Origin of the sequence: Pseudomonas sp. HB05 (assembly GCF_016756915.1) — a bacterium.
Classification (GTDB): domain Bacteria; phylum Pseudomonadota; class Gammaproteobacteria; order Pseudomonadales; family Pseudomonadaceae; genus Aquipseudomonas; species Aquipseudomonas alvandae.
In genome coordinates, this window is record NZ_JAESPG010000002.1 from 223,996 (window position 1) to 248,317 (window position 24,322).

17 protein-coding genes and 2 pseudogenes are annotated in these 24,322 nt (G+C 60.8%); 4 read left to right on the forward strand and 15 right to left on the reverse strand.

The annotated features are described in order from the left end of the window. Position 1 precedes the first annotated feature (1 nt). From JMN22_RS03545 to JMN22_RS03590, 10 genes are all read right to left on the reverse strand, one after another. Positions 2-1,033, reverse strand: a complete 1,032-nt coding sequence (locus tag JMN22_RS03545; RefSeq protein WP_337248683.1) for a glycosyl transferase — start codon at positions 1,031-1,033, stop codon at positions 2-4. A gap of 86 nt (positions 1,034-1,119) precedes the next feature. Next, positions 1,120-2,229 carry a non-hydrolyzing UDP-N-acetylglucosamine 2-epimerase gene (wecB, locus tag JMN22_RS03550; RefSeq protein ID WP_030141704.1) on the reverse strand — a complete coding sequence of 370 codons (1,110 nt, stop codon included), beginning with the start codon at positions 2,227-2,229 and terminating at the stop codon, positions 1,120-1,122. Further along, entirely contained in the window at positions 2,226-3,812 is a 1,587-nt protein-coding gene (locus JMN22_RS03555; RefSeq protein ID WP_198795829.1) for an FAD-dependent oxidoreductase, read from the reverse strand. Before JMN22_RS03555 ends, wecB begins: the two co-directional genes overlap by 4 nt. Further along, complete coding sequence (locus JMN22_RS03560) at positions 3,802-5,085, reverse strand: NAD-dependent epimerase/dehydratase family protein (protein ID WP_198795830.1); 1,284 nt, start codon at positions 5,083-5,085, stop codon at positions 3,802-3,804. Before JMN22_RS03560 ends, JMN22_RS03555 begins: the two co-directional genes overlap by 11 nt. Then, a complete protein-coding gene (locus JMN22_RS03565) occupies positions 5,085-5,492 on the reverse strand; it encodes a GtrA family protein (RefSeq protein WP_030141701.1) in 408 nt (135 codons plus the stop codon). Before JMN22_RS03565 ends, JMN22_RS03560 begins: the two co-directional genes overlap by 1 nt. Further along, the gene (locus JMN22_RS03570; protein WP_236010239.1) at positions 5,489-6,175 is read right to left on the reverse strand and encodes a class I SAM-dependent methyltransferase; all 687 of its coding nucleotides are present in this window, start codon (positions 6,173-6,175) and stop codon (positions 5,489-5,491) included. Before JMN22_RS03570 ends, JMN22_RS03565 begins: the two co-directional genes overlap by 4 nt. Before the next feature lie 92 nt (positions 6,176-6,267). Further along, complete coding sequence (locus JMN22_RS03575) at positions 6,268-7,290, reverse strand: glycosyltransferase family 2 protein (protein WP_198795832.1); 1,023 nt, start codon at positions 7,288-7,290, stop codon at positions 6,268-6,270. Positions 7,291-7,302: 12 nt separating this feature from the next. Next, positions 7,303-9,711 carry a phospholipid carrier-dependent glycosyltransferase gene (locus JMN22_RS03580; protein ID WP_236010240.1) on the reverse strand — a complete coding sequence of 803 codons (2,409 nt, stop codon included), beginning with the start codon at positions 9,709-9,711 and terminating at the stop codon, positions 7,303-7,305. A gap of 246 nt (positions 9,712-9,957) precedes the next feature. Beyond that, entirely contained in the window at positions 9,958-12,408 is a 2,451-nt protein-coding gene (locus tag JMN22_RS03585; protein WP_198795834.1) for a glycosyltransferase, read from the reverse strand. Positions 12,409-12,554: 146 nt separating this feature from the next. Beyond that, a complete protein-coding gene (locus JMN22_RS03590) occupies positions 12,555-13,373 on the reverse strand; it encodes an ABC transporter permease (protein WP_198795835.1) in 819 nt (272 codons plus the stop codon). Positions 13,374-13,556: 183 nt separating this feature from the next. Between JMN22_RS03590 and JMN22_RS26490 the strand changes: the two are divergent. From JMN22_RS26490 to JMN22_RS03605, 4 genes and pseudogenes are all read left to right on the forward strand, one after another. Then, positions 13,557-14,780: pseudogene (locus tag JMN22_RS26490) on the forward strand (ABC transporter ATP-binding protein); the annotation flags it as partial. A 138-nt stretch (positions 14,781-14,918) separates the two neighbouring features. Beyond that, positions 14,919-16,265: pseudogene (locus JMN22_RS26495) on the forward strand (polysaccharide pyruvyl transferase family protein); the annotation flags it as partial. Next, positions 16,259-16,945, forward strand: a complete 687-nt coding sequence (locus JMN22_RS03600) for a 2OG-Fe(II) oxygenase (RefSeq protein WP_030141695.1) — start codon at positions 16,259-16,261, stop codon at positions 16,943-16,945. The pseudogene JMN22_RS26495 and the gene JMN22_RS03600, both read left to right, overlap by 7 nt. Further along, a complete protein-coding gene (locus JMN22_RS03605; protein ID WP_198795837.1) occupies positions 16,938-19,094 on the forward strand; it encodes a glycosyltransferase in 2,157 nt (718 codons plus the stop codon). The genes JMN22_RS03600 and JMN22_RS03605 overlap by 8 nt, the downstream gene beginning before the upstream one ends. Positions 19,095-19,247: 153 nt before the next feature. Here JMN22_RS03605 and JMN22_RS03610 read toward each other — a convergent pair whose 3' ends face one another. The 5 genes from JMN22_RS03610 to JMN22_RS03630 all read right to left on the reverse strand — a co-directional run bounded on the left by JMN22_RS03610 (position 19,248) and on the right by JMN22_RS03630 (position 24,296). Beyond that, positions 19,248-20,099 (reverse strand): NAD-dependent epimerase/dehydratase family protein, encoded by an 852-nt coding sequence (locus tag JMN22_RS03610; RefSeq protein WP_030141693.1) that lies wholly within the window; start codon positions 20,097-20,099, stop codon positions 19,248-19,250. Positions 20,100-20,130: 31 nt separating this feature from the next. Further along, entirely contained in the window at positions 20,131-21,015 is an 885-nt protein-coding gene (locus JMN22_RS03615) for a glycosyltransferase family 2 protein (protein ID WP_030141692.1), read from the reverse strand. Positions 21,016-21,163: 148 nt separating this feature from the next. Then, positions 21,164-22,468, reverse strand: coding sequence for a CitMHS family transporter (locus JMN22_RS03620; protein ID WP_030141691.1), 1,305 nt, complete (start codon positions 22,466-22,468; stop codon positions 21,164-21,166). A gap of 51 nt (positions 22,469-22,519) precedes the next feature. Continuing rightward, the gene (locus JMN22_RS03625) at positions 22,520-23,248 is read right to left on the reverse strand and encodes an ABC transporter substrate-binding protein (protein WP_030141690.1); all 729 of its coding nucleotides are present in this window, start codon (positions 23,246-23,248) and stop codon (positions 22,520-22,522) included. Between the two features lies 1 nt (position 23,249). Next, positions 23,250-24,296: an Ldh family oxidoreductase gene (locus JMN22_RS03630; protein WP_198795838.1), complete on the reverse strand. Its 1,047-nt coding sequence runs from the start codon at positions 24,294-24,296 to the stop codon at positions 23,250-23,252. Positions 24,297-24,322 lie beyond the last annotated feature (26 nt).

Genomic DNA, 24,322 nt, shown 5'->3' on the forward strand with positions numbered 1-24,322 from the left:
GCTACGACACCTTTGGTTTTTCCAGGGAGGATTGCGTGAGGTTTACCGCAGAAAAACGCTGGGCCCAACGATGGGCTTCACGAAACTGCTCAACAGCTGAGTGATCACTTCGACTGCCAAGCGCTTCGACGGCGACCTTACGCAAATCAGCGTCTTCATCGACGATCCAGACCCCCGGCTCCCGATCGCGCAGGGCCATTTCACCGAAGCGGGTAGAGATGACCGGCAGGCCGAGGGCGCGGTATTCGTAGTATTTGACAGGGTCGACCGAGGCGGTGAGGCGGTTGAGCTTGAAAGGGATCAGCCCAACCGAAAACGTCGCCATGGCCGCGATCGCGCTGGCATGGGAGCACTCGGGAAGCAACTCGATATTGGCTGGCAATAGGCGAGGCACCGCAGTGAAAAGAGGGCCGATCAGCCGGATCTGGTTGCCGGGATTAGCCTGCGCCAGCGCGATGACCAGGTCCCAATCGAACCAGCGACCCAGCGTGCCGACGTAGCCGAGCACTTGCTGCTTGGGGCCCAGGTCGAGGCTGTCGACAGGCGCCAGCCGGTGCATGTCACAGGCATTGCGGGCCAGTTCGACCTGATCGGTCATGCCCAGCAGCTTGTCGCGAAGCGCGCTGGACGACGCCAATACTTTTGACACGCGTTGAATGATCTGTGCCTGGCGACGCTCCATGGACCTGCGCGACAGGCCCTGGTAAAAGGCCGGGAAATCATCCATGGCGTCGTAGACGGCATGGCTTGCGGGGATGAGCGCCAGCAGTTGCAAGGCCAGTTCGGAAGGTTTTCCGACGCACACCCTGCAGGAGCCTTCTGCGGAGAATGCGCTGGCCTCCTGGAACGTGTTGCGCCAGAGCTGCTTCAGGACCGTTGCCGAGCCCCAGAGCGGCTCGATGGGTAGGCTTCGGGGTTTGCAGACCTGCAGCCAGGAGGGAACGCTGACATTTTGTGGCTGGGCAACAGGCGCCTTGCGCCTGAAATCATTGAATGCAGGTAAGCGCGTCGGATACGGATCGATCCAGAGCACCGGCGCCCCGGTCTGGTGGTGATACCAGTCGACGAAGTGGTGGGGGCGTTGGCTGAAGTTGGCCCACGGCACCGGGGACAGATAGATCATGCGCATGACTGGAAGTACCGCTTCAAGACTTCGACGATGCGGGCTGCGGCCTTGCCATCGCCATAGGGCGATACCCCGCGGGCCATGGCTCGGTACGCCTGCGGGTCATCGAGCAGGCGCTGGGCCTGTTCGACGATGGTGTCCGGGTTGGCACCGACCAGCCTGACCACGCCGAGCTCGACCGCCTCCGGGCGTTCGGTTTCCTCCCGCAACACCAGCACGGGTTTGCCCAGGGCTGGCGCTTCTTCCTGCACCCCGCCGGAGTCACTGATGATCAGGTATGAGCGTTTCATCGCCGCGATAAACGCCGCGTAATCCAGCGGCGCGCAGAGAAGAATATTTGGGGTTTGGCCGAGCAGGCGATGCGCGACATCCTTGACGTTCGGGTTGGGATGGACGGGATAGAGAATCTGGATGCCTGGGTTTCGTTCGGCCAGTCGCTTGAGGGCCTGGCAGATATTGCGGAACGGTTCGCCGAAGTTCTCCCGTCGATGGGCGGTCACCAGCACCAGGCGTTTGCTGGCATCCAGCGGGGCAGCCAAGGCTGAGTCCTGTTCGGCGGTCATCAGCAAGGCGTCGATCACGGTATTGCCGGTCAGGCTGATATCGCTGTTGGCGACCCCTTCGCCCAACAGGTTGTCCACGGCGCGCTGGGTGGGCGCGAAATGCCAGCGGGTCAGCTTGCTGGCGATCACCCGATTGGCTTCTTCGGGAAACGGGTTGCAGAGGTCGCCGGTCCGCAGGCCGGCTTCGACATGGCCAAAGGGAATCCGCCGGTAGAAACACGTCAATGCGGCGCACATGACCGTGGTCGTGTCGCCCTGAGCCAGTACGACATCCGGTTTCTCCGATTGCAGTACGCCGTCGAGTTCAAGCGTCAAGCGTGAGGTCAGTGTGGCCAATGACTGGTCGGGACGCATGATGTCCAGGTCCAGGTCGGCTGTGATCGCGAACCCCTCCAGGATCTGGTCCAGCAGGCCTCGGTGCTGGGCGGTGGCGAGCACCCGGCACTCGATATTGTTTTCGGCCTGGAGCGCCTTGATCACGGGCGCCATCTTGATCGCCTCCGGGCGTGTGCCGACGATGCAGAGTACCTTGTGGGTCATGCCTTCTGATTTCCTATCGTGGTGGCAAGTGAGCGGGCTATCCGGTCCGCATTGGCCATGAGTGTCAGCGTGTGGGACTTTTCGGTCAGGCTGGGCAGGCAGGCGCCGTCGACGATGTGCACTCCGCCAAGGCCTGCGATCTCACCCAGGCGATCGGTCTGCCCGATCTTCGGCATCGAGCGCATCGGTAGGGTTCCCGCGTAATGGATATCCGCCCCGGGACGGCCGACGGTGAAACTCATGGGCATCAACAGCGCGCCCAACGTCCAATAGAACCGGCGCAGCTTCGTCTCGGCAGTCTGCATGAGTCCGGGGAGTTCGGGACGTACCTGGCCGTGGATGTGCAACGAACCATCGGCACGCAAGACCGCTGTGTTGTTGGACAACTGCCCGGGAAGGAAAATATTTCCGACGACGCAAGCGCTCAGCAGGTTCCTCAGCAGTTCGATGCTGTAGCGCTTGCTCAGGGGGATCCGGCTGACGAACTCGCTCATGGGTAAGCCTGTGGTACTGAACGTCGAGCCGAACGCGGTGGTGCTGGACGATAGCTGCAAGGCGAACGATAGCTGGCCCAGGCCAAATGTCGAGGTCCTGGGGGTGCCGAGCATTCTTGGCAGCCACAGCAGGAAGGCCGCCGTCGGCGATGACAGCAGCGGTATCGGGTCGCGATGGTTCAGGGCCTTGAGGGCGAGCCTGGTCGAGGCCAGGGTGCCGGCCGCCAACAGCAGGCGCGTAGCGCGCAAGCGACGGGCTGAACGACGATCGATGATTGCCCATGAACCCTCCTGTTCCAGCAAGTCCTCCACAAGAAAATCCTGGACGTGCTGGAAGCCGGGGTATTGCTTGAGTTTCTGCAGTTCTTGCGACGCGCTGTACAAGGCCTGGTTGTGGCAGCCCCACAAGCAGTTTCCAGATAGATCGCAGGCCTTGCGCTCGTCCATGGGCTGGCTCAGGACGGCAACCCTGGAGCGGCCCAGGCGAAACCCGTGCTCGTGAAATGCCGCGTGGCGGCGGGTGTACTGGTCGAGCAGGCGTTGATGCAAGGTGTCCAGCGGCAGGGGCGGTTGCGACCATTCATCGAGGCCGAAATAGCTCGACAGGTCATCGACGATCCGACCGCTGATACCGATTCGGCGGGCGACCGTTTCGTAGGATGCCTGCATCTGCGAATAATCGATGGGCAGCCCGGCGAAGTCGTTGGCCCCGAGTGCTGCCACGCCGCAGCCCCAGGCATTGGACAGGCCTCCGGTTGCCAGCGAGCCGACGCCGATGAAGTTGTCGGTCTCGATGCGATTACTGGCGCTGAACCCTTCGAAGACATGGGCATGGGTCGGCGTCTTCAGCTTGGGCGAGACCGCGTTCTGTTGATTCAACGCGTGGAAATTTTCGCCGACCATCCATTTCCACTGATGCTCGTCGTTGGCCCTGGCGTCGAGAAACGGACGGCTTGGCAGCACCGGTGAGGCCGTATTGGCCTGGGCATCGACCATGAGGACTTTCAGGCCCGCCTTGACCAGCGGATAGGCAGCCGAAGTCCCCGCCGGACCGCTGCCGACAATGATGACGTCGAATTCAGGCGCCACGCGGGGTTTCCCTTTCAAGTATCAGTTGGCGGGCAAAGGGACGGCACGCCAACGCCGCCAGCTTCCATACCAGCGCCTTGAGTGCGGTCAGTCCCAGCGCAACCACCGTGGCGACCAGGCTTCGCGGCTGCTGGTCGCCGAGAAACACGAGTGCACCCTGGCGGCTGGCTTCGGCGATACCCAGTGCGACGTGCAGGCGCCAGGCCAGCTCCCGGCCTTCAGGCTTGAGCAGGACGGCAGGGTTGTCCAGAAGCGCGAGCAATATTGGCCAGCGCGTCAGCAGGCGCGATTGGAGGACAGGATGCCGCTTGCCGGCTCGCTCCAGTGCCCGCGCATAGCGGCGGACTAGGTTTTTTGGTGGCGGGTGTTTGAGCAGGTAGGTCAAGACAACCGCAGCTTCCTGGAGAAGGCCTCGACGTTGACCATGGCCGGAACGATGCATGCCGTAGGCAAGGGGGCGCAGCGCGATGCCGATTCTTTGCAGGGAGCGCTCGCTGTCCATGGGCGGCAGTTGGATGAGGGAAAACATTCGCTCCAGGCCCACTTTCGTCCTCAACGACTGGCCGAGTGAGCGACGCAATAGCCTGAGCAATACCACGGGCACCGGGATCGGCAGGCGAGTGGTACGGGCCCGGTGCGTCGCGATCGACATGAGGAAACGGCCAAACGCGATGGGCTGCACGGCGCCCAGGTTGAGGATTTCGGCACGCATGTCGTCCCGCTCGACAACCGCCAGTATCGAGGCCGCGAGGTCATCGACATGGATGGGTTGCACGCAAGGCGCAGGCACGAGGATCGGAATGAACGGGCTTCGCCGGACCATCCCGGACAACAGGCCAAAGAGCCCGCGCTCGGGACCGCCATACACTTGGCCGGGACGGATCACGGCGCCGCCAGCGGCGAGCACTTGTTGTTCGATACGCCACTTGGTCCTGCCATAAACGCTCGGGGCCGTGGCTTCGGCGGTTTGGCTGGAGATGAAGATGAACTTGGCCGAGCCTTGGTGGGCGCGTTCGATCAGCGCCTGGGCTGCCCTGACTTCGTCGTCCGCGTCGCGGTGGGCAGTGTTGGAGGTATCGGCCGCCAAATGGATCAACGCCTGGGTGCCAACGGGGAAATCGGGGGCCGGGCCCCGCAGGTCATAGGGAAGCCAGGTGTAACGGGCGGGGCATGGCTGGCGCGTGGCGCAAATGACCTCGTGTCCGCTGGCTGCCGCGAGGGCGGCCAAACGTTGTCCGATGTAGCCGGTCGCGCCGGTAATCACCAGTTTCATCAAGCACCCTCCGCGCGGTCAGCGGGAGCGGGCGGGGGCGTGTTGGAGTGAAACACGAACAGTTTGCTGATCCAGTAGGTCAAGGCTACGCAGACCACGTCGCAGATCAATTTCACCGGGGCAGGGCTGTCGACGAAATACAGGCCCACGCTGAACAGTGCCGAAGCGACTGGGATGTTGATGGCGAGCAATGAAAAATAGCGCACCGCTTGGGCCTTGCCGCTGCCGTGGGTCGATTGGAACGTGAAGTGTCGATGCAGGAAAAATGCGAACACACCGGCGGTGACTTTGCCGGCGATGTTGGCCAGGACGGGGTGCCCCTCGAAAAACGTGATCAACAGCAAAAAGGCACCCATGTCCAACGTATAGGCCATGAGCTGGATGGCGCCGTATCGGATGAAGGTCAAGACGTCCTCCTGAGCACCACGATGTGATGCAGCGCCAATACCCGCCGCAACGGATGCAGCAATTTTTCGGTGACTTTGAGCACGGGGATCAGCGCATCAGGCAACAACTGGCGAAAGTTCAGGCCGCCGGAAATCAAGTAGCGCAGATAGTTGCCGCAGATCTCCTGATGGACGATTTCCAGGCCGGGGTGATTGCGCTCGAACGCCTCCCTGTCGCGCACGAAGACGATGTAGCTGAGGGCCTGGTTGGCACCGTTCATGGGGCCGGTCGAGGGCGTTTCCCAGGAGGGGAATTGCATGTCGAACCCTTCGGATTTGAACAAGCGCCTATAGAGAAACGCCGCAAACGGGCCGTGGAACGGCTCGATCAAAATGGCGCCGCCACCCACCTTGAGGGTTCTTTCCAGCTCTTTGAAAAAACGATCCGGGTGAGGAAAGTGGTGAAAACAGTTCTGGCCATAAAATGCCCGGACCGAACGATCGCCCAGGTTCATTGCTTCGGCATCGAGCGCCATGTCCAGTCGCTCGGTGCAGACAATGTCAGTCGCCAGCACTTGCGGGTATGAGTTGCGCATGGGCGCGATGCCGGCCCCCAGCTCCACTTCAAGGCCTTCCGCTGTGAAGTAGCGCGCTGCCAGGCGATGGAACGCGTGGTGGAACTCCACGAAGACTTCCCGCAGCATCCGTTTGCGCCCGAGCACTTTGTCGTGAAGTTCGAGGCGCTCGATGCCATCGACGTCCAACGCCTTGAGCGACGGGTCCGATAAAAAATCCCTTAATGCTTTGATGAGTTTTCTTCCCGTAACGACGTTGCTTTACTGCGCCTGGAGTGCCTGGGCCTGTTGGGCACCGAGGCGATGTCATAACCAAGGAACGCCATGATCAATTGCAACCCCATGAGCATGGGCAGTGCGCTGAGCATCACGGTTCCGGCTGGCGTCGCGACGCCATTCTGTGCCGATTCGAACCAGTGGTAGCTGCCGAAGAAGATGCCGAACAAGAACATCAGGACCCCGAGCGGCAGTTCGATCGAAGCCAGGGACATGTCGCGCAAGTAGTAGTTATAGAGCACGCGCTTGGTGAAGTTGCGCAGGTGTTTGAACAGGAACTCGCCAATGATTTTCGAGATCTTGAGGTGGCTGACTTCGTCGCCGTATCGGGCTTCCATCGGAACATCCACCACGACGGCGCGCACGGTGTTCAGTCGGAACAGAATGTCGGTCTCGAAAAAATAGCGTTGGCTGACCTTGTCCAGGGGCAGCAGCCGGGCAACGTCGCGGTGAATCGCCGTGTAGCCGTTGGTGGGGTCGAACAGGTCCCAGTAACCGGTCGACAGTTTGGCCATCAGCGACAATACGGCGTTGCCGAACAGGCGCAGCCGCGGCATCGATTGGACTTCTTCAAGATTGAAAAAACGGTTGCCCTTGGTGTAGTCGGCTTCACCGGCCAGGATCGGTTCGATGAACAGCGGGATCAGGGTCGGGTCCATCTGGCCGTCCCCGTCGATTTTGACGATGATGCTTGCACCGTCGGCCAGGGCTGCTCGATAGCCGGTCATGACCGCACCGCCCACGCCCTTGTTGACGTCGTGGGGCAGCACCTTGACCCGAGGATCGTTACAGGAGGCCAGCACATGCCCGCCCGAGCCATCCGGGCAGGCATCGTCGATGACGTAGATGCGCCAGACCTCCGGCCCTATGGCGTCTATGACATCGACGATGTGCGCGGTGACCCGATAGCTGGGGATGACCACGGCGACTCGCTGTTCATCCGTGAAAAGCTCGGTTTTTGAATTCATCGTGATCGCCCGCTATTGCCTGAATGAGAGTGACTTGAACTCCAGCGGAGTGTCGGTGTGGCCGGAGGCATAAATGATCGCGGAGGTGGCATTCGCGGGGGCGATGACGTTCATTTCGTGGGTCTCCCATTGCGTGGTGCAATCAAACGTTTCGATGCTGGCCGTGATGAAGGCGCCTTGGGCGTCCATCCAGTTGGCCTGGATTCTTCCCGTGGTGGGCGTCGTTGCGCAGCGTGCGGATACGCTGTTGATGTACGTCAGCCCCGGCGTCACCTCGACCCGTTGCGTCGCCGGGGCCTTGACGTTGACCGTGAGGGTTTTGCGCGATGGGTCGTAGCTCGAAGGTGTCGTCAGGCTCCAGCCGTCCAGGCTGGACAGCTGCGGATTGAGCAGATGCTCGTAGTGCGTGACGTTGAGTTTGCGCAGGTCCAGGTCACCCAGTCGGGCATAGGAGGTTGACACGTTGAGCAGCAGGTCCAGTCGCGCCTGGGGAAGGGACTTGAGGTCGATCACCAGCCAATTCACTTGGCGCTGGCGCAAGCGCCGGGCAAGCTCCGAAGATGAAGTCGCCGCGTCGACCTCGCCCTTCCACTTGAGGTTGTACCAGGAGGCGTAAAGGGCATCGCCGCGCAAGCCCGCCATCAAAGGCGACGCGAAGATCGCCACGGGCTGATGGCCGGTGTTCAACGCGTTGACGGTGTCGACCATTTTCCGCAGGGGCAGGCGCTCCAGCAGATAGCCCTCCCGACCGGCCTGGCTCAACAGCGCGGAGGGCTTGATGTCGCCATAGTAGGTGGCGGCCTGGATGAAACGAGTATTGGTCAGGATCAACAAGGCACCGGCGACCATGGCGAGGCTGCGCGGGAAGATCCTGCTGTCGGAAAACGGTAGGGCGAGGATCACCGAGAAGAGGGCGAAGGAGGGGAACACGTAACGCAGATAGGCCGTTGAGTGGAACGTCACGAACATCGCGCCGGCGCCGACCAGCAGGATCCACAGGGCTTTTCTGTTGCCACTCAACAGCGCGGCGACCGCAGCGGTCGGCAGCAACAACCATTGGAAGCCTGCCGCGCCGACTCGCCCTTCGATGAACTCGGGCGACTTGAAGACCATTCGATACAGCGTGTCCCAGCTCATCCCCGTACCGAAAGTGGCCGGCGGTTCGAAGTTGATGTCCGGCCAGAGCGGTGAATGGAAAATGGCGTTGAAAAACGGAAATACCGGATTGCCGGTCAGGTACCCGGCCGAGACGTAGGGGGGCGCACCGGCCAACATCAGGCCGGCGCTGCCCAGCAGCAGCGTCTTGACGACCCCTTGGATGGCCCAGGCCTTGTACTGAAACAAGAGAACCACCAACAGGACCGGCAGCACGCTCAAGGTCACGGCTTTGGTCGCCAGGGCGAAGCCCAGCAGGAGGCCGGCCAGCAGCAATTGTGACAAGCGCTCCCTGGGCTCCGGTGTAAAGCTGGAAACCTTCAGGATCGCCAGCGTCCCGGCCATCATGAAGGCCGTCCACGCCGACTCGATATGCAGGCTGCTGCTTTCAGCGAAGGCGAGGGGCGTCGAGAGAAAGATCAGGCTTGCCCAGCGGGCACTCGTGGCAGAGCCTCCGGCCCAGAGGGTCATGTTGTGGATCTGCCACGCCAGCAACAGGGTGAATGCGCTATTGGTCAAGCGTGATGCCGTTTCGCCGGCCAGCAGGTAGACGATGCTGTAGATCCAGTCGGCCAGCATGGGCATGACCGCCCACACGTACGTGCTCGCGTCGAACGACCACTGATGCCGCTGCGCCATGTGTGAAGGGATGAAGAGGTGCATGGCCAAGGCGTCGTGGCCGACCTCGGGCATGAAGGCGACCAGGACGTAAAGGCAGGCGAAGCCGCAAATCAGTACGTCGAGCCCCGTCTGGATAGGTGTTTGCGCCGAGCGGACAGCCCGGGTGTGCTCCAGCAGTTCGTGACCTAGCGAGATCACGTGTTTGCGCCCCAGTAGAAGTGGCAACGACAGCAGCGCGCCGTACAGCCAGGGGTAGTTGATCGGCAGGTACGCCGCCCAGCCTGTGAAGGTTCCGAGCGTGCCCGCTCCCACCAGCAGATGGACGCTCCAGTCGGCCGTGTTGTGTCGCTTGAGCATCCACTTGCCGAGCACAGTGGCAGACAGTGCCAACAACGCGACGACCATCACCGGCCACACCTGTGCGCAGACGATGGACAAGCAGGCCAGTAAACCCAGGCAGAGGATGTACGGTGTTCGGCGAGTGAAGACGGTGAGGACAGCCAGGCTTCCCAAGGACAGCAGTATCGTCCGGGCGCCGCTGTTCATGGACACCATTTCAAGCGTCGAAAACCCGTAGGCGCCGACCGCCACACTCGCCAGTAGAACCAATAACACCACTGCGTATTTCAGGCTGTATCTGGGCAAATTATCGTCTCGGCTGAAGGGACAGTGCTGTTCATTAAGGCAAACCAAAGATTCGTGGCGAGGGAGCTTGCTCCCGCTGGGCCGGTCCGACGCCTCGGGCGCAGCGGCCCCAAAAGGCAGAATGCAAGCAATCTGGCACGCTGCGGTGGCTGGGCTAAGGGCCGCTACGCAGCCCAGCGGGAGCAAGCTCCCTCGCCACACATTCATCTGCTCCCTTAAGTAAATAGCGTTGCATGCGAAGGACGTTCAGGCGTCTCGGTACGTATGCGGAACCCAGGATCCCCACTTGCTCTCGTAGATCGCCCGGTTCTTCTCGAAAAGTGCCTGCTTTTTCCGGGCCCCCAAGGCGTTGAACGAGGCGGACAGGTGATGGTGCACGAAGACATCCTCGGCACAGGCCGCGCGCATGCCGCGACGCTGTACGCGGCGGCAGTAATCGTCATCCTCGAAAAAACCCAGGCCGTATTCTTCGCAGAGGCCACCGATCTGCTCGTAGGTCGAGCGCGGGAACATCACGCAGAAAAACGCCAGGGTATTGATCTCGAACCATTCGCCCATGCGGGCGCGAGTCATTTGCGCGGCTTCGGCGGGCATGTCGTCTACCCGGTCATAGCGGGTGCCGACCTTGGCTTCATTGCCGATGTTGTTGGTGATCGGGCCGATGATGCCGATTTCCTTGTTGTCCCGTAGATGGCGAATCAAGCCCTTGATCCAGCCAGCGGTAACGATCGTGTCGTTGTTCAGGATAACCAGGTAGTCACCACTGGCTGCCGCGAGACCCACGTTGTTGCCCGCGGCGAAGCCCTTGTTGTCCGGGTTGAGGATGACGATCCGGTCCGGGTGCCCTTCGGCCCAGGCGCAGAGATACGCTGGGGTCTGGTCGCTGGAGTGGTTGTCAACGACGATGATTTCCAGATTGGGGTATTGGCTTTGGGTCAACAGGCTGTCGAGGCAGGCCTTGGTCAGTTCGAGGTTGTTATAGGTCAGCACCACCACGCTGACCTTGGGCAGTGGCAATGTCTCGATGGCCTGGCGCAGGCGGATGGCCCGATGCCGCCAGGTCTGGCCCCGAGCGAATGATTGACGCGCCTGTCGCAGGGCGCGGGCCTCCGGCAGCGCATCCAGGACATTGCGTATGGCCAAGATAAACTCATCCGGCTGTTCAACGGCCCAGACGAGTTTGCCGAACTGGCTTAACTCCGGCAGTTTCACCGAGACCACCGGTTTGCCCGCGCTCAGGTACTCATAGACCTTGACCGGGTTGGTGGCGAGGGTCAGCGGCATCACCTTGAATGGAAGCAGGCACACGTCCATGGCGTGCAGATAGTAGGGCAGGGAGGCGTACGGGACTTCGCCCTCCAGGACCACGTTCGGACAGCGCTTGAAATATTTCCTTGCCTGGACGGTGTCGCTGCCGATCAGCAGGATCAGGTGTTGCGGGAACGATCGAGCGACTTGCCTGACCAGGTCCAGATCGAACCATTCGGCAATGACACCGTAATAACCGATGATCTTTCTGTTGGCGGGGTCCTGATAGACCTTGCCTGGACGTTGGCTGAAGAAGCTGAACTCACAGGCGTTGCGGATCACCTCCACGTTGCGGTTTTCCCGCTTGCCGTGTTGTTCGATCCAGTCGGATGTCGCCACCAGCAGGTCCGCCCTGCGCATCAAGGCGATTTCAAGGTCGAGCAATTCCTGGGCGACATTGCCGAAGCCCTCATGATGATCCATGCAGTCATAGACCAGCGTGGAGTTGGGGACGCGCCTGGCCAGTGGGAACCAGTAGGCGTGCTGGACGATGCAATCCACGGCACCGACATTCGCTGACTCCAACAACATCGCCAAGCCTTGGCACAACTGGCGGATCGCGGCGGCTGACGGTGGGGCATGATAAATGGCTGGCGCGCCGCGTACCTTGAAACGAATCTGGAACAGCCGATGGGAACCCGCCAAGGGCTCGGCTTCAAAACCGGGGTCATCATCGTCGATAAAGTGGTTGGAGATATAAAAAGTCGTTTGTCCTGCCCTGGCCAATTCCTTGGCCAGGTTTTGCGGGCGCTGGATACGGAAGTGCCAGTCAATCACGCCGAACATCAGGATCATGGGTTGTCCGGCGTTGGACGGCACAGCCAGGTCCGGCGACGGTGGCAGGGACGGCAGCGGGGCGAGGCTTGCGGATGCCGCTGTTTCGCCTGGCTTTGCCTTGCGCTGCTTGAACCCGTTTCGAAGCCGGCGCGCCAGCTTGCTTTTCACCTGTGCGGTGAGGGGCAGCCACGCGTAGACCCAGCGTGACAGTCGATACGCCATCTTGCGTATCGAATAACGCAGCGGTGCGCGCTCGATGGCGTTGCCCCAGTCGCAGAGCTTGAACAGCTCAGCCTGCTTCGCCGCCAGTTGGGCACGCAGATCCACCGCCCAATCTGACAGCGCGACCGCCTCGCGCTGTTTCGTCTTGAGCAACGCCTCGGCGTTCTTGAGGCGCTGTTCAGCCAGCCGCAGCCGCTCGCGCAGCCGTCGGGCTTCATACTCTTGAAGTGACAGACGAGTGCCAAGCGCTTTGGAATCGAGGCGCAGCTGATTGATGAGCCGATCCCGATTCTCGATCTCCTTGACCAACTGCAAGGCTTCTATGGATCTGGATTGTGTCGAGCGAGTCAGCTGGTCAATGCGATCAACAAGACGGTTGATTGGGTCCATGCGTTCCTTCGGTCCTTTGGTCATTACGGCAACGCACCCCAAATGTTTCAGGATCGTTGTCGACTTCAATCACCAGGCAAGCACCGGCTCCAGCCGTGCCATGAATCATCATAGCGGGTGCTGCCCAGCGCGCCACGCCAACGGGCTCATATGACATCGGCAAAGCCTTTTCGGGTCCTCTGGAACCAGGCAAACCCGGCGCAGGCGACCAGCACGGCGATCGCCGAGTAGGTGGCCAATTGATCCCATTGCGGCGGTCTGCCCCAGAACAGCACATCGCGAACCATTTCCACCGGCAACGTCAGCGGGTTTGCCTGCAAGGCGGCCTGATAGCTGTGCGGAAGCGTCGAGCGTGGATAGAAAATCGGCGAGAGGAACAGCATCGCCGTGACAATGATGCCGATGAACTGGCCGATATCGCGAAGGTAGACGCTTATCGAGGCGAGGAACCAGGAGAGCCCCAGCGTCAGGAGCACCAATGGAAAAAGCACCAGCGGCAGGAGCAGGGCGGTTACCGGAGGAATGCCGAACAGGACGACATAAAAGACCAGCCAGGCCAGCACGCTGATGGCCATGTGGAACAGTGCTGCGCCGAGCGACACCAGGGGCAGGGTTTCCAGTGGGAATATGATTTTCTTGACGTAATTGGTATTGGCCAGCACCAGGCCCGGCGCACGATTCATGCATTCGGAAAACAGGTTGAAGACCAGCAGGCCAGCGAAGAGCACCAGGGCGAATTCGCTCTTGGACTCGCCGCCGCCCGACCAGCGGGCCTTGAACACGACACTGAACACGAATGTGTAGACCACCAGCATGAACACGGGTGTGAAGAACGACCACAAGATACCGAGCATCGAGCCTTTGTAACGACCGGCGACTTCCCTGCGGATCAACACGAAGATCAACAGGCGATTGATCAGGACACTCTTGACCATGGCGGCAGGGGACGTGTTGAACGACTGCATTGTTGCGTGATCCTTGAGGCGATATTCGGGGCTCCTTGAGTGGCTTCTTCATGGAGGTAGACCCAGTGTAGATTCATCCGGCGTTTTTTCCCGTTTCTGTGCTTAACTCATCCGCAGCGCCCGACAAAGGAACTGTTCAGCGGCGCCGTAATATGGGTCGTGTTTCATGGAAGGGTTTTGCCGATGTCGTTTGAAGTGGCCATCCGCGCCGAGAACCTGAGCAAGTGTTATCAGATTTACGATGCGCCCAAGGACCGTCTGTTGCAGATGCTGGTGCGCGGCAGGAAGCGTTTCTACCGTGAGTTCTGGGCCCTGGATGATGTTTCCCTGACCATCGCCAAGGGCGAGACCGTCGGAATCATCGGCCGTAACGGCAGCGGCAAGTCCACGTTGTTGCAACTGATCTGCGGAACGTTGATGCCGACCCGGGGCAGTGTCCAGGGACATGGCCGGATTGCCGCGCTGCTTGAGCTGGGGTCTGGTTTCAATCCAGAGTTCACCGGACGGGAAAATGTCTATGTGAACGCGGCAGTGCTGGGCTTGAGTCGCTCGGAAATCGACGCTCGCTTCGATGATATCCTCGCCTTCGCCAATATCGGCGACTTCATCGACCAACCCACCAAGATCTATTCCAGCGGGATGCTGGTGCGGTTGGCCTTCGCCGTTTCGGTGTGTGTGGAACCCGAGATCCTGATCGTCGATGAAGCTCTTTCGGTCGGCGATGCGTCCTTTCAATTCAAATGCCTGAACCGGCTGGAAGAACTGGCTGCGAAAGGTACGACGCTGCTGTTCGTTTCCCATGACATGAGCATGGTCAAGCGCTTTTGCCACCGAGTCATCTACCTGCGTGCAGGCCGGGTCGTGGCCAGCGGCTCGCCTGACGAAATGGCCGAGCTGCACTTGCTCGACATGCGTGATGAGCAACGTCGCTGGGCCAGCGGCGGGGTCATACCGGTGACACGCAAGTCGTTTATCGGCGGGCAGGAGGGGATAGCCTTCGGAACCGAAGAGGGGCATATCAGCGCTGCCTGCTTCACCAATACCGAGCAGCTTTGCTCCAGCTACCTGTATGGCGACGACATCGAGATTCGCGTCGAGGCGATGCTGCATGAGTCGATCACTCAACCCAACATCAGCTTTACTGTCCAGGAGGCCAGGCTGCTGGTGATTGGTGGTGGCAATTTCGCCCTGCAACCAGGCCCGGTCGAGAACGGCTGGCGGCGGGCGGCGATCACGGTGCGCTTCCCGGCCAACCTCGCCGAGGGCCGCTATCATGTCACCCTCAAGCTGTTGCACGGGGCGACGGAAGACACTTCGCAACTGATCGAGAAACAGGTTGCGCCGCTGGCGTTCGACATGTTGCCAAGCCCCAGGCAATTCCTGGGCATGGTCGACCTGGGACTGAAGAGAATCGATCCTCCATCGGTCCAGTCGCTTCCCAACACCTGCGGGGCTCAAGGAGAAACGGTTTTGGCGGGACACCAGGACGAGCGAGGGTGGCAGGTCGCCATATTCGGCACCTTCGACGTCGAAAACTACGGCGACCTGTTGTTTCCGATCATTGCCGAGGCGGAGCTGGTGCGGCGCTTGGGCCCAGTCGAACTGCATCGGTTTTCCTATCATGAAAAACGCCGCCCCGAATGGCCCTACGCAGTGACGTCGCTGACGGAACTGCCCGGTATGGCGGCCAGCCTGGATGGCGTCCTGATCGGCGGTGGATTTCTGATCCGCTTCGATAAAGTCGTGGCCCATGGCTATGGTCCGCCAGCTGTCGATATTCATCACCCGACCGGTTATTGGCTGACGCCTGCGCTGATCGCGTTGCAGCATGCTATCCCAGTGATATGGAATGCCCCCGGTATGCACTGCAACGATGTTCCCCCCTGGGCCAGGCCGCTATTGACGATGGCCCTCGAGCAAAGCCAGTACGTGCGAGTCCGTGATGCACTGACGCGCGATACGCTCGGCGCGCTCACCCAGCAAGCCGACATCGTCGTGCTGCCCGATACCGCGTTTGGCTTGCCGCACCTGATCGATGAGCAGCAGCCCTCCGCAGAATTCATTCGCCTGCGCGAGCACGCCGGGCTGACTGGGCCGTACATCGTGATCCACGCCATTCATGTCGTGGAGTCATTCATGAAACTGTTCGAAAACCACCCCGAGGCGTTCCAGGATTATCAGTTCCTGGTGGTCCCGATAGGCCCCGTGCTGGGCGACGATCCGTCGGTCATCGCCGGGCGTCTGCCCGGGGCCATCACGTTGTCGTTCTGGCCGGAACCGTTGCTGATGGCGGAAATCATCAGCCAGGCACAAGCGGTGATCGGCCACAGCTACCACCTGGCAATCACCGCCCTGGCGTTTGGTGTCCCGGTGTTTTGCTCGGCAGACCTGACCACCGGCAAGTACACGGCCCTGGCTGGGTTCGACTCGCTTCATGCGTTGCCGGACCCGGCGACAATCGACCCGCAATGGTTCGTCGCGCGGTTGGGCAAGACCCGCCCATCGCTGGCGGCGCAAGCAGCGGGGGATCAGTTGGTCGATCACTGGGATCGGGTCGCGGCGATTATTCGCCAGGGTAAAACCTCATCCCAGCCGGTTTTGGGAGCGTTCCTGCAACACCTGCCCAATCTGCTCGAGGCCGCGGCCGAGGGGGGGGAGCCAGCGCTGGCTGAATCGTCGATCAAGCCCGTCGTGCCGGAGCCAGGCACCCTCGAGCCGCCACCCAACCTTGCTCAGCAGCAACGGATTGTCCAGCTCAGCCAGCAACTGGCCCTCAGTGATGCCAGGATGCTTGAGTTGCAGAACTCCAACTCGTTCCGAATGACCGCGCCACTGCGCTCCATCGCCCGTGGTATCAGAAACCTCACAGTGAACAAGAACAGACAATGCTAGATCTCTCTCGTCTCACGCCTGCGGCGCTCAAGGCTCACCCGTTCTCATGGGCTGAAATCGGCGGCCTGTATTCGCCCGAGGATGCCGCCGCGTTGGCGGCCTCCTTTCCCCATGATCACTTCAAGACGGTGAGCGGTTACGGTGGAGAGAAAAACTATGACTATGAAGCCCGCGCCCTGGTGAGCATGGGCACCCATGCCATCGCGTTCCCCGAAGAACTGAGCGAGGCGTGGTTGGAACTGGCGCAGGACCTGGGCTCGGCGGGCTATCGAGAGGCCATGTCGGAGATGACCGGGATCGACCTGCGCAGCGTGCCGATGGAGGTCAACGTCTTTCATTACGGCCCCGGCGCGAGCCTGGGGGCCCATCCGGACCTGCCGGATAAACTGGTCACCCATATCCTTTATTTCAATGAGTCCTGGGATCGCAACGACGGCGGGTGCCTGAGCATCCTGCGCGGCAACGATCCCAGCGCCGTGGCGGCCGAGATCGAGCCCTTGGTGGGCAACTCGGCGATCCTGGTGCGTTCGGATAATTCCTGGCATGCGGTCACGCCCGTGGTGAGCGGCTGCCGTTCTTCCCGCCGAAGCCTGACGGCGACGTTCTATCGACCGGGTTCCCTCAGTTCGATGTGGCCGGCGGGCGACGACACCCCGTTGCATGGGTACCCACGTGCTTAAGATCGACAGCAGCCAGATCGACCGTGACGCCGCCTTGGCTCAAAGAGACGCGGCCATCAACGAGCGCGATATCGCCCTGGCACAAGTGGATTTCCTGCAGAACACCCGTTCGTGGCGTTTGACCCGGCCCCTGCGCGCGCTTTTCCGGATGATGCGTTATGGTTTTGGCGCCACGCATGAATTGCCCGAGCCGGTCGCCGCGACGGCCTACCCAACAGCGCCGCGGCCGTTGCCGAGTCCTGGTGTGGAAGCTGATTTCGTCACGAAAGGGCGCCTGGATATTCTCTGCTTCGCCAACATCGATTGGGCCGCACGCTTCCAGCGACCGCAGCAATTGATGGGGCAGTTCGCGAGCAATGGTCATCGGGTTTTTTATATCGTGCCCTCCAGCCTGCCGGAGGAGGGGCAGCTGTATCGATTGACGTTGGTAGCGCCGAATATCTTTGAAGTGGCCCTGCAACGCGAGGCGCAAGCGGCGTACTACGAAAAGGTGGTAACGCCTGAGAATCATCAGGCCTTGCTGCATGCCCTGGCTGCGTTGGTCGCCGATATGCAGATCAGAACCGCCCTCTCGGTGGTGCATATCGCTTACTGGAGCCCCGTGGCCCTCAGCCTGCGTGCCCTGCATGGCTGGCGCGTGCACTACGACTGCATGGATGACTGGGATGGTTTTCCAAACATCGGCGAACAATTGCTGAATGAGGAGAAAGCCCTGGTTGTGCAGGCGGATCTGGTCACCGTTTCCGCCGGGCTGCTTTACCAGAAGTGGTGCGCCCACAACCCCCGCTGCATGCTGGTCCGCAACGCGGTGGACTTCGATTTTTTCCGGCAGAACTGTTTCACCAATGATTTGCTGAATGGACTGGTCGGCCCGGTCATTGGCTACTACGGCGCCCTGGCGCAATGGCTCGATTATCCATTGCTGGCGGCGTTGGCGGACCGCCGACCCGAGTGGAACTTCATTCTGGTGGGGGACATTTTCGTCGACGATCTGGCGGGCCTCGAGCACAAGCCCAACGTGCAGTTGCTGGGCCGCAAGCCTTACGCGCAGATGCCACTTTATCTGGACCATTTCGACGCCTGCCTGATTCCCTTCAGGCTTTACAACGTGACGCATGCGGTCGATCCGGTGAAGTTCTACGAGTACATCAGTGCAGGAAAGCCGGTGATCTCCACGCCATTGGCGGAGATGAGCATTTATGAAGACTTGCTGTACTTTGCAACCGGAGTCGATGAGTTCATCGAGCAGATCGAGCGGGCCCTGGCCGAACACGACCTGGCCTTGTACAAGCGGCGCGTGGAGCTCGCCCGGGCCAATGATTGGAAGGATCGATTCAATAGCCTGCAACTGGCTATCGCCGGACTGTATGAAAAAGTCTCCATCGTGCTCGTGACGTACAACAATCTCAGTCTGACGATTCAATGCATCAATAGCATTCTTCGCAATACCACCTGGCCCAATTACCAGCTCCTTGTGATCGACAACGGCTCGCAGGACGGCACGGCGGATTACCTTGAGCGCCTGCGCAACGAGGTGCCGACCGCGAAGATCATCCTCAACCCGGACAACCGTGGCTTCGCGGCGGCCAACAACCAAGGGTTGCGAGAAGCCGATGGTGACATCCTGCTGTTGCTCAATAACGACACGATAGTGCCGGGCGGCTGGCTGGATCCGCTGGTCATGCATTTGAGAGAGCCCAGTATCGGCATGGTGGGGCCGGTCACGAATGCGGTCGGCAACGAAGCGAAAATCGAGGTTTCCTACACCGATATCCAACAGATGCAAGCGTTTGCAGACCGCTATACCGAATCCCGCAAGGGACGGTCATTCGATATTCCGATGCTCGCGATGTTTTGTGTTGCCTTTCGCCGAGGCATCCTCGAAGAAGTGGGGTATCTGGATGAGGCGTTCGGGATCGGCCTGTTCGAGGACGACGACTACAGCCGTCGCGTGCAGGCGGCCGGCTACCGGACGGTGTGTGCTGAAGATTCGTTTATCCATCACTATGGGCAGGCATCGTTCAGGACGTTGATCGCCAGCGGTGAGTACCAGGCGCTCTGGGATAAGAACCAGGCGTACTTCGAAAGTAAATGGGGCGCTTGGCAGGCCCATGTTCAACGGCAAATGCCTGGCGTGGAGAAGGGCTAAGTGGGAGGCAATGCAGGTTCGCGGAACCCCTTGGTGGGAGCGAGCCTGCTCGCGAAAAGGTCGGCACGCCCAGGCACTTCATCGACGGTGATGCCGTCTTCGCGAGCAGGCTCGCTCCCACAGGGGAAAATGCGTTAGCTATCGAAAGTCAATTCAGCGTTCAGGCAAGTCTTCGTTACCCAGGTGAAACTTCCTGGGAGCAAAGCCAAGCCGTTCGCTGGCTTGGGAGTGGTCGAATACCAGGTCCTGATTCATCCGCGTCACCAGCGCGCTTGAAAGATGCCGGTAGCGTGGCAGGCAGCGCAGGAGCGAAATGCCCTTGCTCAAGACGGTGGCGGGGAGGACCAATGTTCGCTGCGGGCGTCCCATGGCTTCGAATATCCGGCTCACCATCAGGTGATAGGGCAGGACTTCTCCCCCTGAGAGGTTATAGCCGCCACTGGGCAGGCCCGGTGTGCTCATGGCGGATAGACACGCCTGGATCACGTCATCACCATGCACCGGTTGGCGCAAACCAGTCGCGCCGCCGATGAGCGGAAAAATTCCGAAGCGTTGAATGAAACGCGCTATTTCCGAAATGTTCTTGTCGCGGCCAAAACCATAGACCAGGGTCGGTCGCAGGATCACCCATTCAACCTGCCGTTCGGTCGCCCATTGCTGGAGCTGTTCCTCTGCCTCGATCAAACGTTGTGCCACGTCCCTTTCCTGGGCATCGGGCGACGCGTGCTTGGCAAAGCGGCTCGTGGAGGAGAGGACGACCACGCGTCTGACCTGGGTGTTGGCAAGGCGCTCCAGATAGTCGGGCACCACCCAGAGGGGGGCAAACGACAGGAACGTGTCCAGCGTCAGTCCGTGCCAGTCATCTGCGTTTCGCCACGTTACACCGGGGCAAGATACGTTGGGCACGCCTCGGGTAAACGCGCTGGTCGAATGGCCGTTTTGTGCCAACAACGGCAGGACGCGCTCACCCAGGAGGCTGGAGCCACCTAATACTCCTATCCGCATTGAACGCTCTTTACCGCTGGTTCCATGAATGTCAGAGCCGGGAAGTCGCGTGGCGAACAACCATCAGGCCGAATCGAAACCACACTCCGATGACCACGCTGACCCACAGTACGGCTGGGTACTTGCGGCGGAAGAACTTACGATAGAAACGCAGGAATCCCAGGTGTTTGTGCCATTCGACGAAATAGGGTCGGTGCCGGCTGCAACCACCGAATACATGCATCACCCGGGCATCCGGCACGAACAGGACGCGCCAACCGGCCTGATGAAAGCGCATGCACCAGTCCAGGTCCTCGCAATGGAGGAAATAATCTTCGTCCCACAGCCCGACGCTCTCGATCGCTTCGCGCTTGACCAACATGCAAGCTCCGGAGATGGCCTCGACGACAACGGGGGTGCTGGGTAGCGGTTCCTTGTGCAGCAGGAAGTCCGACAGCATCGATGGAAAAAGAGCTGAGAGCCGCGAAAGTCCGAACGCTCGCATGAAGGCGCGCCTGGGTGTCGGAAATACCCGACGTCCACCGGGCTGCTCGCTGCCATCTGGATTGCACAGGAATCCACCGACCATGCCGATTCCGGGTGAGCTGCGCAGTGCTTGCAGCATGCGCTCCAAGGCATCGGCGGCCAGCTCGGTGTCAGGGTTGAGGAAAAGCACGTTGGGGGCCGCTGAGAGGTGGGCGCCTTGGTTGCACGCCACGGCAAAGCCGAGATTTGTGGCATTGCGAACGATTCGAAGCGAGTCGCCGTCGGCGTGGGTTCGCTCGAGCAACCTCAGGCTGTCGTCGTGGGAGTCGTTATCCACGACGATCACCCTGGAGGCGCCGGCGGCAAAGGCCGATCCGACACTCGCCAGCAATAGCTGACCAGCGTTGTAATTGACGATGACCACATCACACTCGCCATGGGGCGATGGCATGAGCCGTTCGTCAATAGCGAGCAGTTCCACTGCTTCCAACTTCACCCACTCCCTGTACAGACCTGGATACGTATGGGATCGCAACTACTCAGGTCTTTGATGAAGATAGCAGGTCCGTGCGCTTCGACCAGTTCCGCCGACGCTTTCCTCAAGTAAACAGGCTGATCGCCCCGGTCAGCAGCGACAACCCCGTCATCAAAAGCGAAAGCAACACCGCCCATTTGATCGTGCTCTTCTGGAAGTCGCCAAGGTCTCGATCGATCATGCCGACCAGCAATAACGTCGACGCCACCAGTGGGCTGATCTGATGCACGGGTTGGCCCAATACCGAGGCGCGGGCGATTTCCATCGGGCTGATCCCGTACGCTGCCGCGGCATTGGCAAGGATGGGCACGACACCGAAATAATAGGCATCGTTGGACAACAGGAACGTCAGCGGCATGCTGGTGATTGCCACCACCAGCGGAAACAGATGGCCCCAGGACGGCGGGATGGTATTGACCAGCAGTTGTGCGATTGCATCGACCATCTTGGTGCCGGAGAAAATACCCGCGAACACCCCGGCTGCGAACACCAGCAACACAACGACCATGGCATTGCCAGCATGGGCGAGCATCCGTTCTTTCTGCAGGTTCAGGTTCGGGTAGTTCATGACCAGGGCGATCACGAATCCCAGCAAGAAACTGATCACCGAATTCAGCAGCCCGGTGACCAGGCAGACCATCACCATCGATACCAGTATCAGGTTGGGCACCACGTTCTTCGGTTTTTTATGCTCCCCCTGGCCGACGATGGAATCGATGTAGCAGTCATCTCCACCGCTGGACAGGGTCACCACACCGATCCGCCGAACCTCGCGCCGGCCCAGTACATACGCGATGTAGAGCACCCCGGCGGCGCCGGTGGCCATGGTCGGCAACAGCGGAATGAAGAACTCGGCGGCGTCCAGCCCGAGCACCGCGATGACCCGAGTGGCCGGCCCGCCCCACGGTGTCATCCCGCCCATCACGCTCAATGAAAGCACGCAGATACTGGCAAGAATCATCGGGTTCATCTGGATGCGTTTATACAGCGGCAGCATCGCTGCGCAGGTGATCATGTAGGTGGTCGTGCCGTCACCATCCAGCGCGGTGGTCAACGAGAGAATGGCCGTGCCGACGGCAATCTTCACCGGATTGCCGTTCACCACACGGAGGATCGTCTTGATCATCGGGTCGAACAGTCCGGCGTCGAACAAGACGCCGAAGAACAGGATCGCGAACAGCAGCAACGCCGCCGAGGGGGCGACCATCTTGATGCCGTCGAGCATCATCTTGTCGGTGGTGAGCGCGAAGCCCGCGATGATCGAAAAGACCACCGGTACGACAATCAGCGCAACGATGGGCGAAAGTCGCTTCGCCATGATCAGGTAGGTAAATACCACGACCATCGATAAGCCAAGGAATGCCAACATGTCAGTTACTCTTGTTTTTATTGGAGAGGGCGCAGGACGTTTGCGTGGTCGTCAGCCGGGGACCGTGGCGCCCACGATGCCGTGGCGCTTGATGGCTTCGGCAACGAAGCCGCTGGCCTTGGCCCGATCGACAAATCGTCGCAAGCATTCGGCGGCGTCCTTGCCATAGGCATGGGGAACGCCCATGGCCTGGCGGATCTCCATGAAACGCCCCGGCAGAAGGCGCAGGCCGGGGAAGCGTGTGGTATCGAACTCAAGCTGTTGCTTCACGCCTGCCGCCACATCGGCCCCCTCGGCCAGGAAGGTATCGACCACGGTGGGTGAAGTCGGCGAGCGGATGATCGTGGCGTGCTTGAGCTCGCGCGTCAGGTACAGGTCATAAGCGCTGCCTTTGCCGACCACCAACGCCAGGCCTGGCTGGTCCACCTGATTGATGCTGCTCAAGTGCGAATCCTCCCTGACCAGGTAGCAGCCTTCGATCAGCACATAGGGTTCGGTGAAGGCCAATTGTTCGGCACGAAGCGGGTCGATCGCGAAGAAGCCGAAATCGGCCCGGCCCTCGGAAACCGCCGCGACGGATTCCCCCGCGCTTTTGAACACGCGCAGCTCAAGCGGCAGCCCCAGTTCCTCGGCGAAGGCAGCGGCCAGATCGACCGATACACCGACCGCGTTCCCGGCTTCGTCCAGCCGCGCGAGGATGGGATTGCCCACGTTGATCGACGCCCTCAGCACGCCAGTGGGGCTGAAGGCGGTCGCAAGGTTTTTGTGGGATGAAGTCATCTCAGGCCACCCGACTTGCGTATTGATCCAACAGCCGTCGGGTGGCGGCATCCACCGGCACGCCTTCATGCAAGTAGCGCCGCATCTTCTTCAGTTCGATCTCCCCCGGAACGATGACCGGCGACGCGGGTTCGATGGGGGGGCTTTGGTGAAGGATCGATGCGAAGTCGCGCATGCGTTCCTGCAGCCAGCCAGCGGAGCCAAGGCGTGCGGTATCGATGAGGATGAAAAAGTGCCCCAGGTTCTGCGGCTCATCCGGCGCATCGACCCAGGATTTCACGTGGGTCAGATAGGCCGCGTTCGAAAGCAACCCCGCCAGCAAATCAACCACCAGCGCCAGCCCGTAGCCCTTGTGACCGCCGATGGGTAACAGGAAGCCGTCCAGCGCCGCACGGGGATCGGTGGTGGGCCTGCCGCTGACGTCCGTTGCCCAGTTGTCCGGGATGCTTTCCTGGCGGGCGAGGGCGTTGCGGATCTTCGCCCGCGCGACGACGCTCATGGCCATGTCCAGCATGAAGTGATTGCCATCCGGATTCGGTACGCCGAATCCCAGGGGGCTGTTGCCCAGGCGTGCGTCGCTACCGCCCGAAGGTGCGATCGTAGTGGTCGCGTTGCTGCCGATGATGCTGGCAAAACCTTGCTCGGCCGCGATGTAGGAATAGGGCGAGACGGGGCCGAAATGATTGCTGCCGCGCGCCAGGACCAGGCCGATGCCGAACTGCCGGGCGATCTTCATTCCGGCCTCCAGCGCCGTCATGCCGACCAACGGCCCGACGGCATTGCGCCCATCAACCCGTGCGATGGCGGGGGCAAGCGCCTCTACAGTCGGCTCGGCTGCGGCACTGATGCCGCCGGACTCGAGGCGCTCGCCATAGGACTCGATGCGGCTCAGCCCGTGGGTGGTCAAGCCGAACAAGTCGGCAAGCACCAACACCTGGCAAACCTGTTCGGCGGCTTCTGGCGCAAGCCCCAAGCCCTGGAAGGCAAGACGCCCCAGTTCGCGCAGGTCTTCAAGGGCAACATCAGCGGATTCGTTTTTGTTGTGCATGGAAATGACTCATGGATTCGACTGAG

What these genes read in the sequence shown, in the direction of transcription:
- wecB (WP_030141704.1), bottom strand. Translation starts at nt 2,229, where the DNA reads ATGACCCACAAGGTACTCTGCATCGTCGGCACACGCCCGGAGGCGATC.
- JMN22_RS03560 (WP_198795830.1), bottom strand. Translation starts at nt 5,085, where the DNA reads ATGAAACTGGTGATTACCGGCGCGACCGGCTACATCGGACAACGTTTG.
- JMN22_RS03570 (WP_236010239.1), bottom strand. Translation starts at nt 6,175, where the DNA reads ATGCTGCGGGAAGTCTTCGTGGAGTTCCACCACGCGTTCCATCGCCTG.
- JMN22_RS03575 (WP_198795832.1), bottom strand. Translation starts at nt 7,290, where the DNA reads ATGAATTCAAAAACCGAGCTTTTCACGGATGAACAGCGAGTCGCCGTG.
- JMN22_RS03585 (WP_198795834.1), bottom strand. Translation starts at nt 12,408, where the DNA reads ATGGACCCAATCAACCGTCTTGTTGATCGCATTGACCAGCTGACTCGC.
- JMN22_RS03590 (WP_198795835.1), bottom strand. Translation starts at nt 13,373, where the DNA reads ATGCAGTCGTTCAACACGTCCCCTGCCGCCATGGTCAAGAGTGTCCTG.
- JMN22_RS03600 (WP_030141695.1), top strand. Translation starts at nt 16,259, where the DNA reads ATGCTAGATCTCTCTCGTCTCACGCCTGCGGCGCTCAAGGCTCACCCG.
- JMN22_RS03610 (WP_030141693.1), bottom strand. Translation starts at nt 20,099, where the DNA reads ATGCGGATAGGAGTATTAGGTGGCTCCAGCCTCCTGGGTGAGCGCGTC.
- JMN22_RS03615 (WP_030141692.1), bottom strand. Translation starts at nt 21,015, where the DNA reads ATGCCATCGCCCCATGGCGAGTGTGATGTGGTCATCGTCAATTACAAC.
- JMN22_RS03620 (WP_030141691.1), bottom strand. Translation starts at nt 22,468, where the DNA reads ATGTTGGCATTCCTTGGCTTATCGATGGTCGTGGTATTTACCTACCTG.
- JMN22_RS03625 (WP_030141690.1), bottom strand. Translation starts at nt 23,248, where the DNA reads ATGACTTCATCCCACAAAAACCTTGCGACCGCCTTCAGCCCCACTGGC.
- JMN22_RS03630 (WP_198795838.1), bottom strand. Translation starts at nt 24,296, where the DNA reads ATGCACAACAAAAACGAATCCGCTGATGTTGCCCTTGAAGACCTGCGC.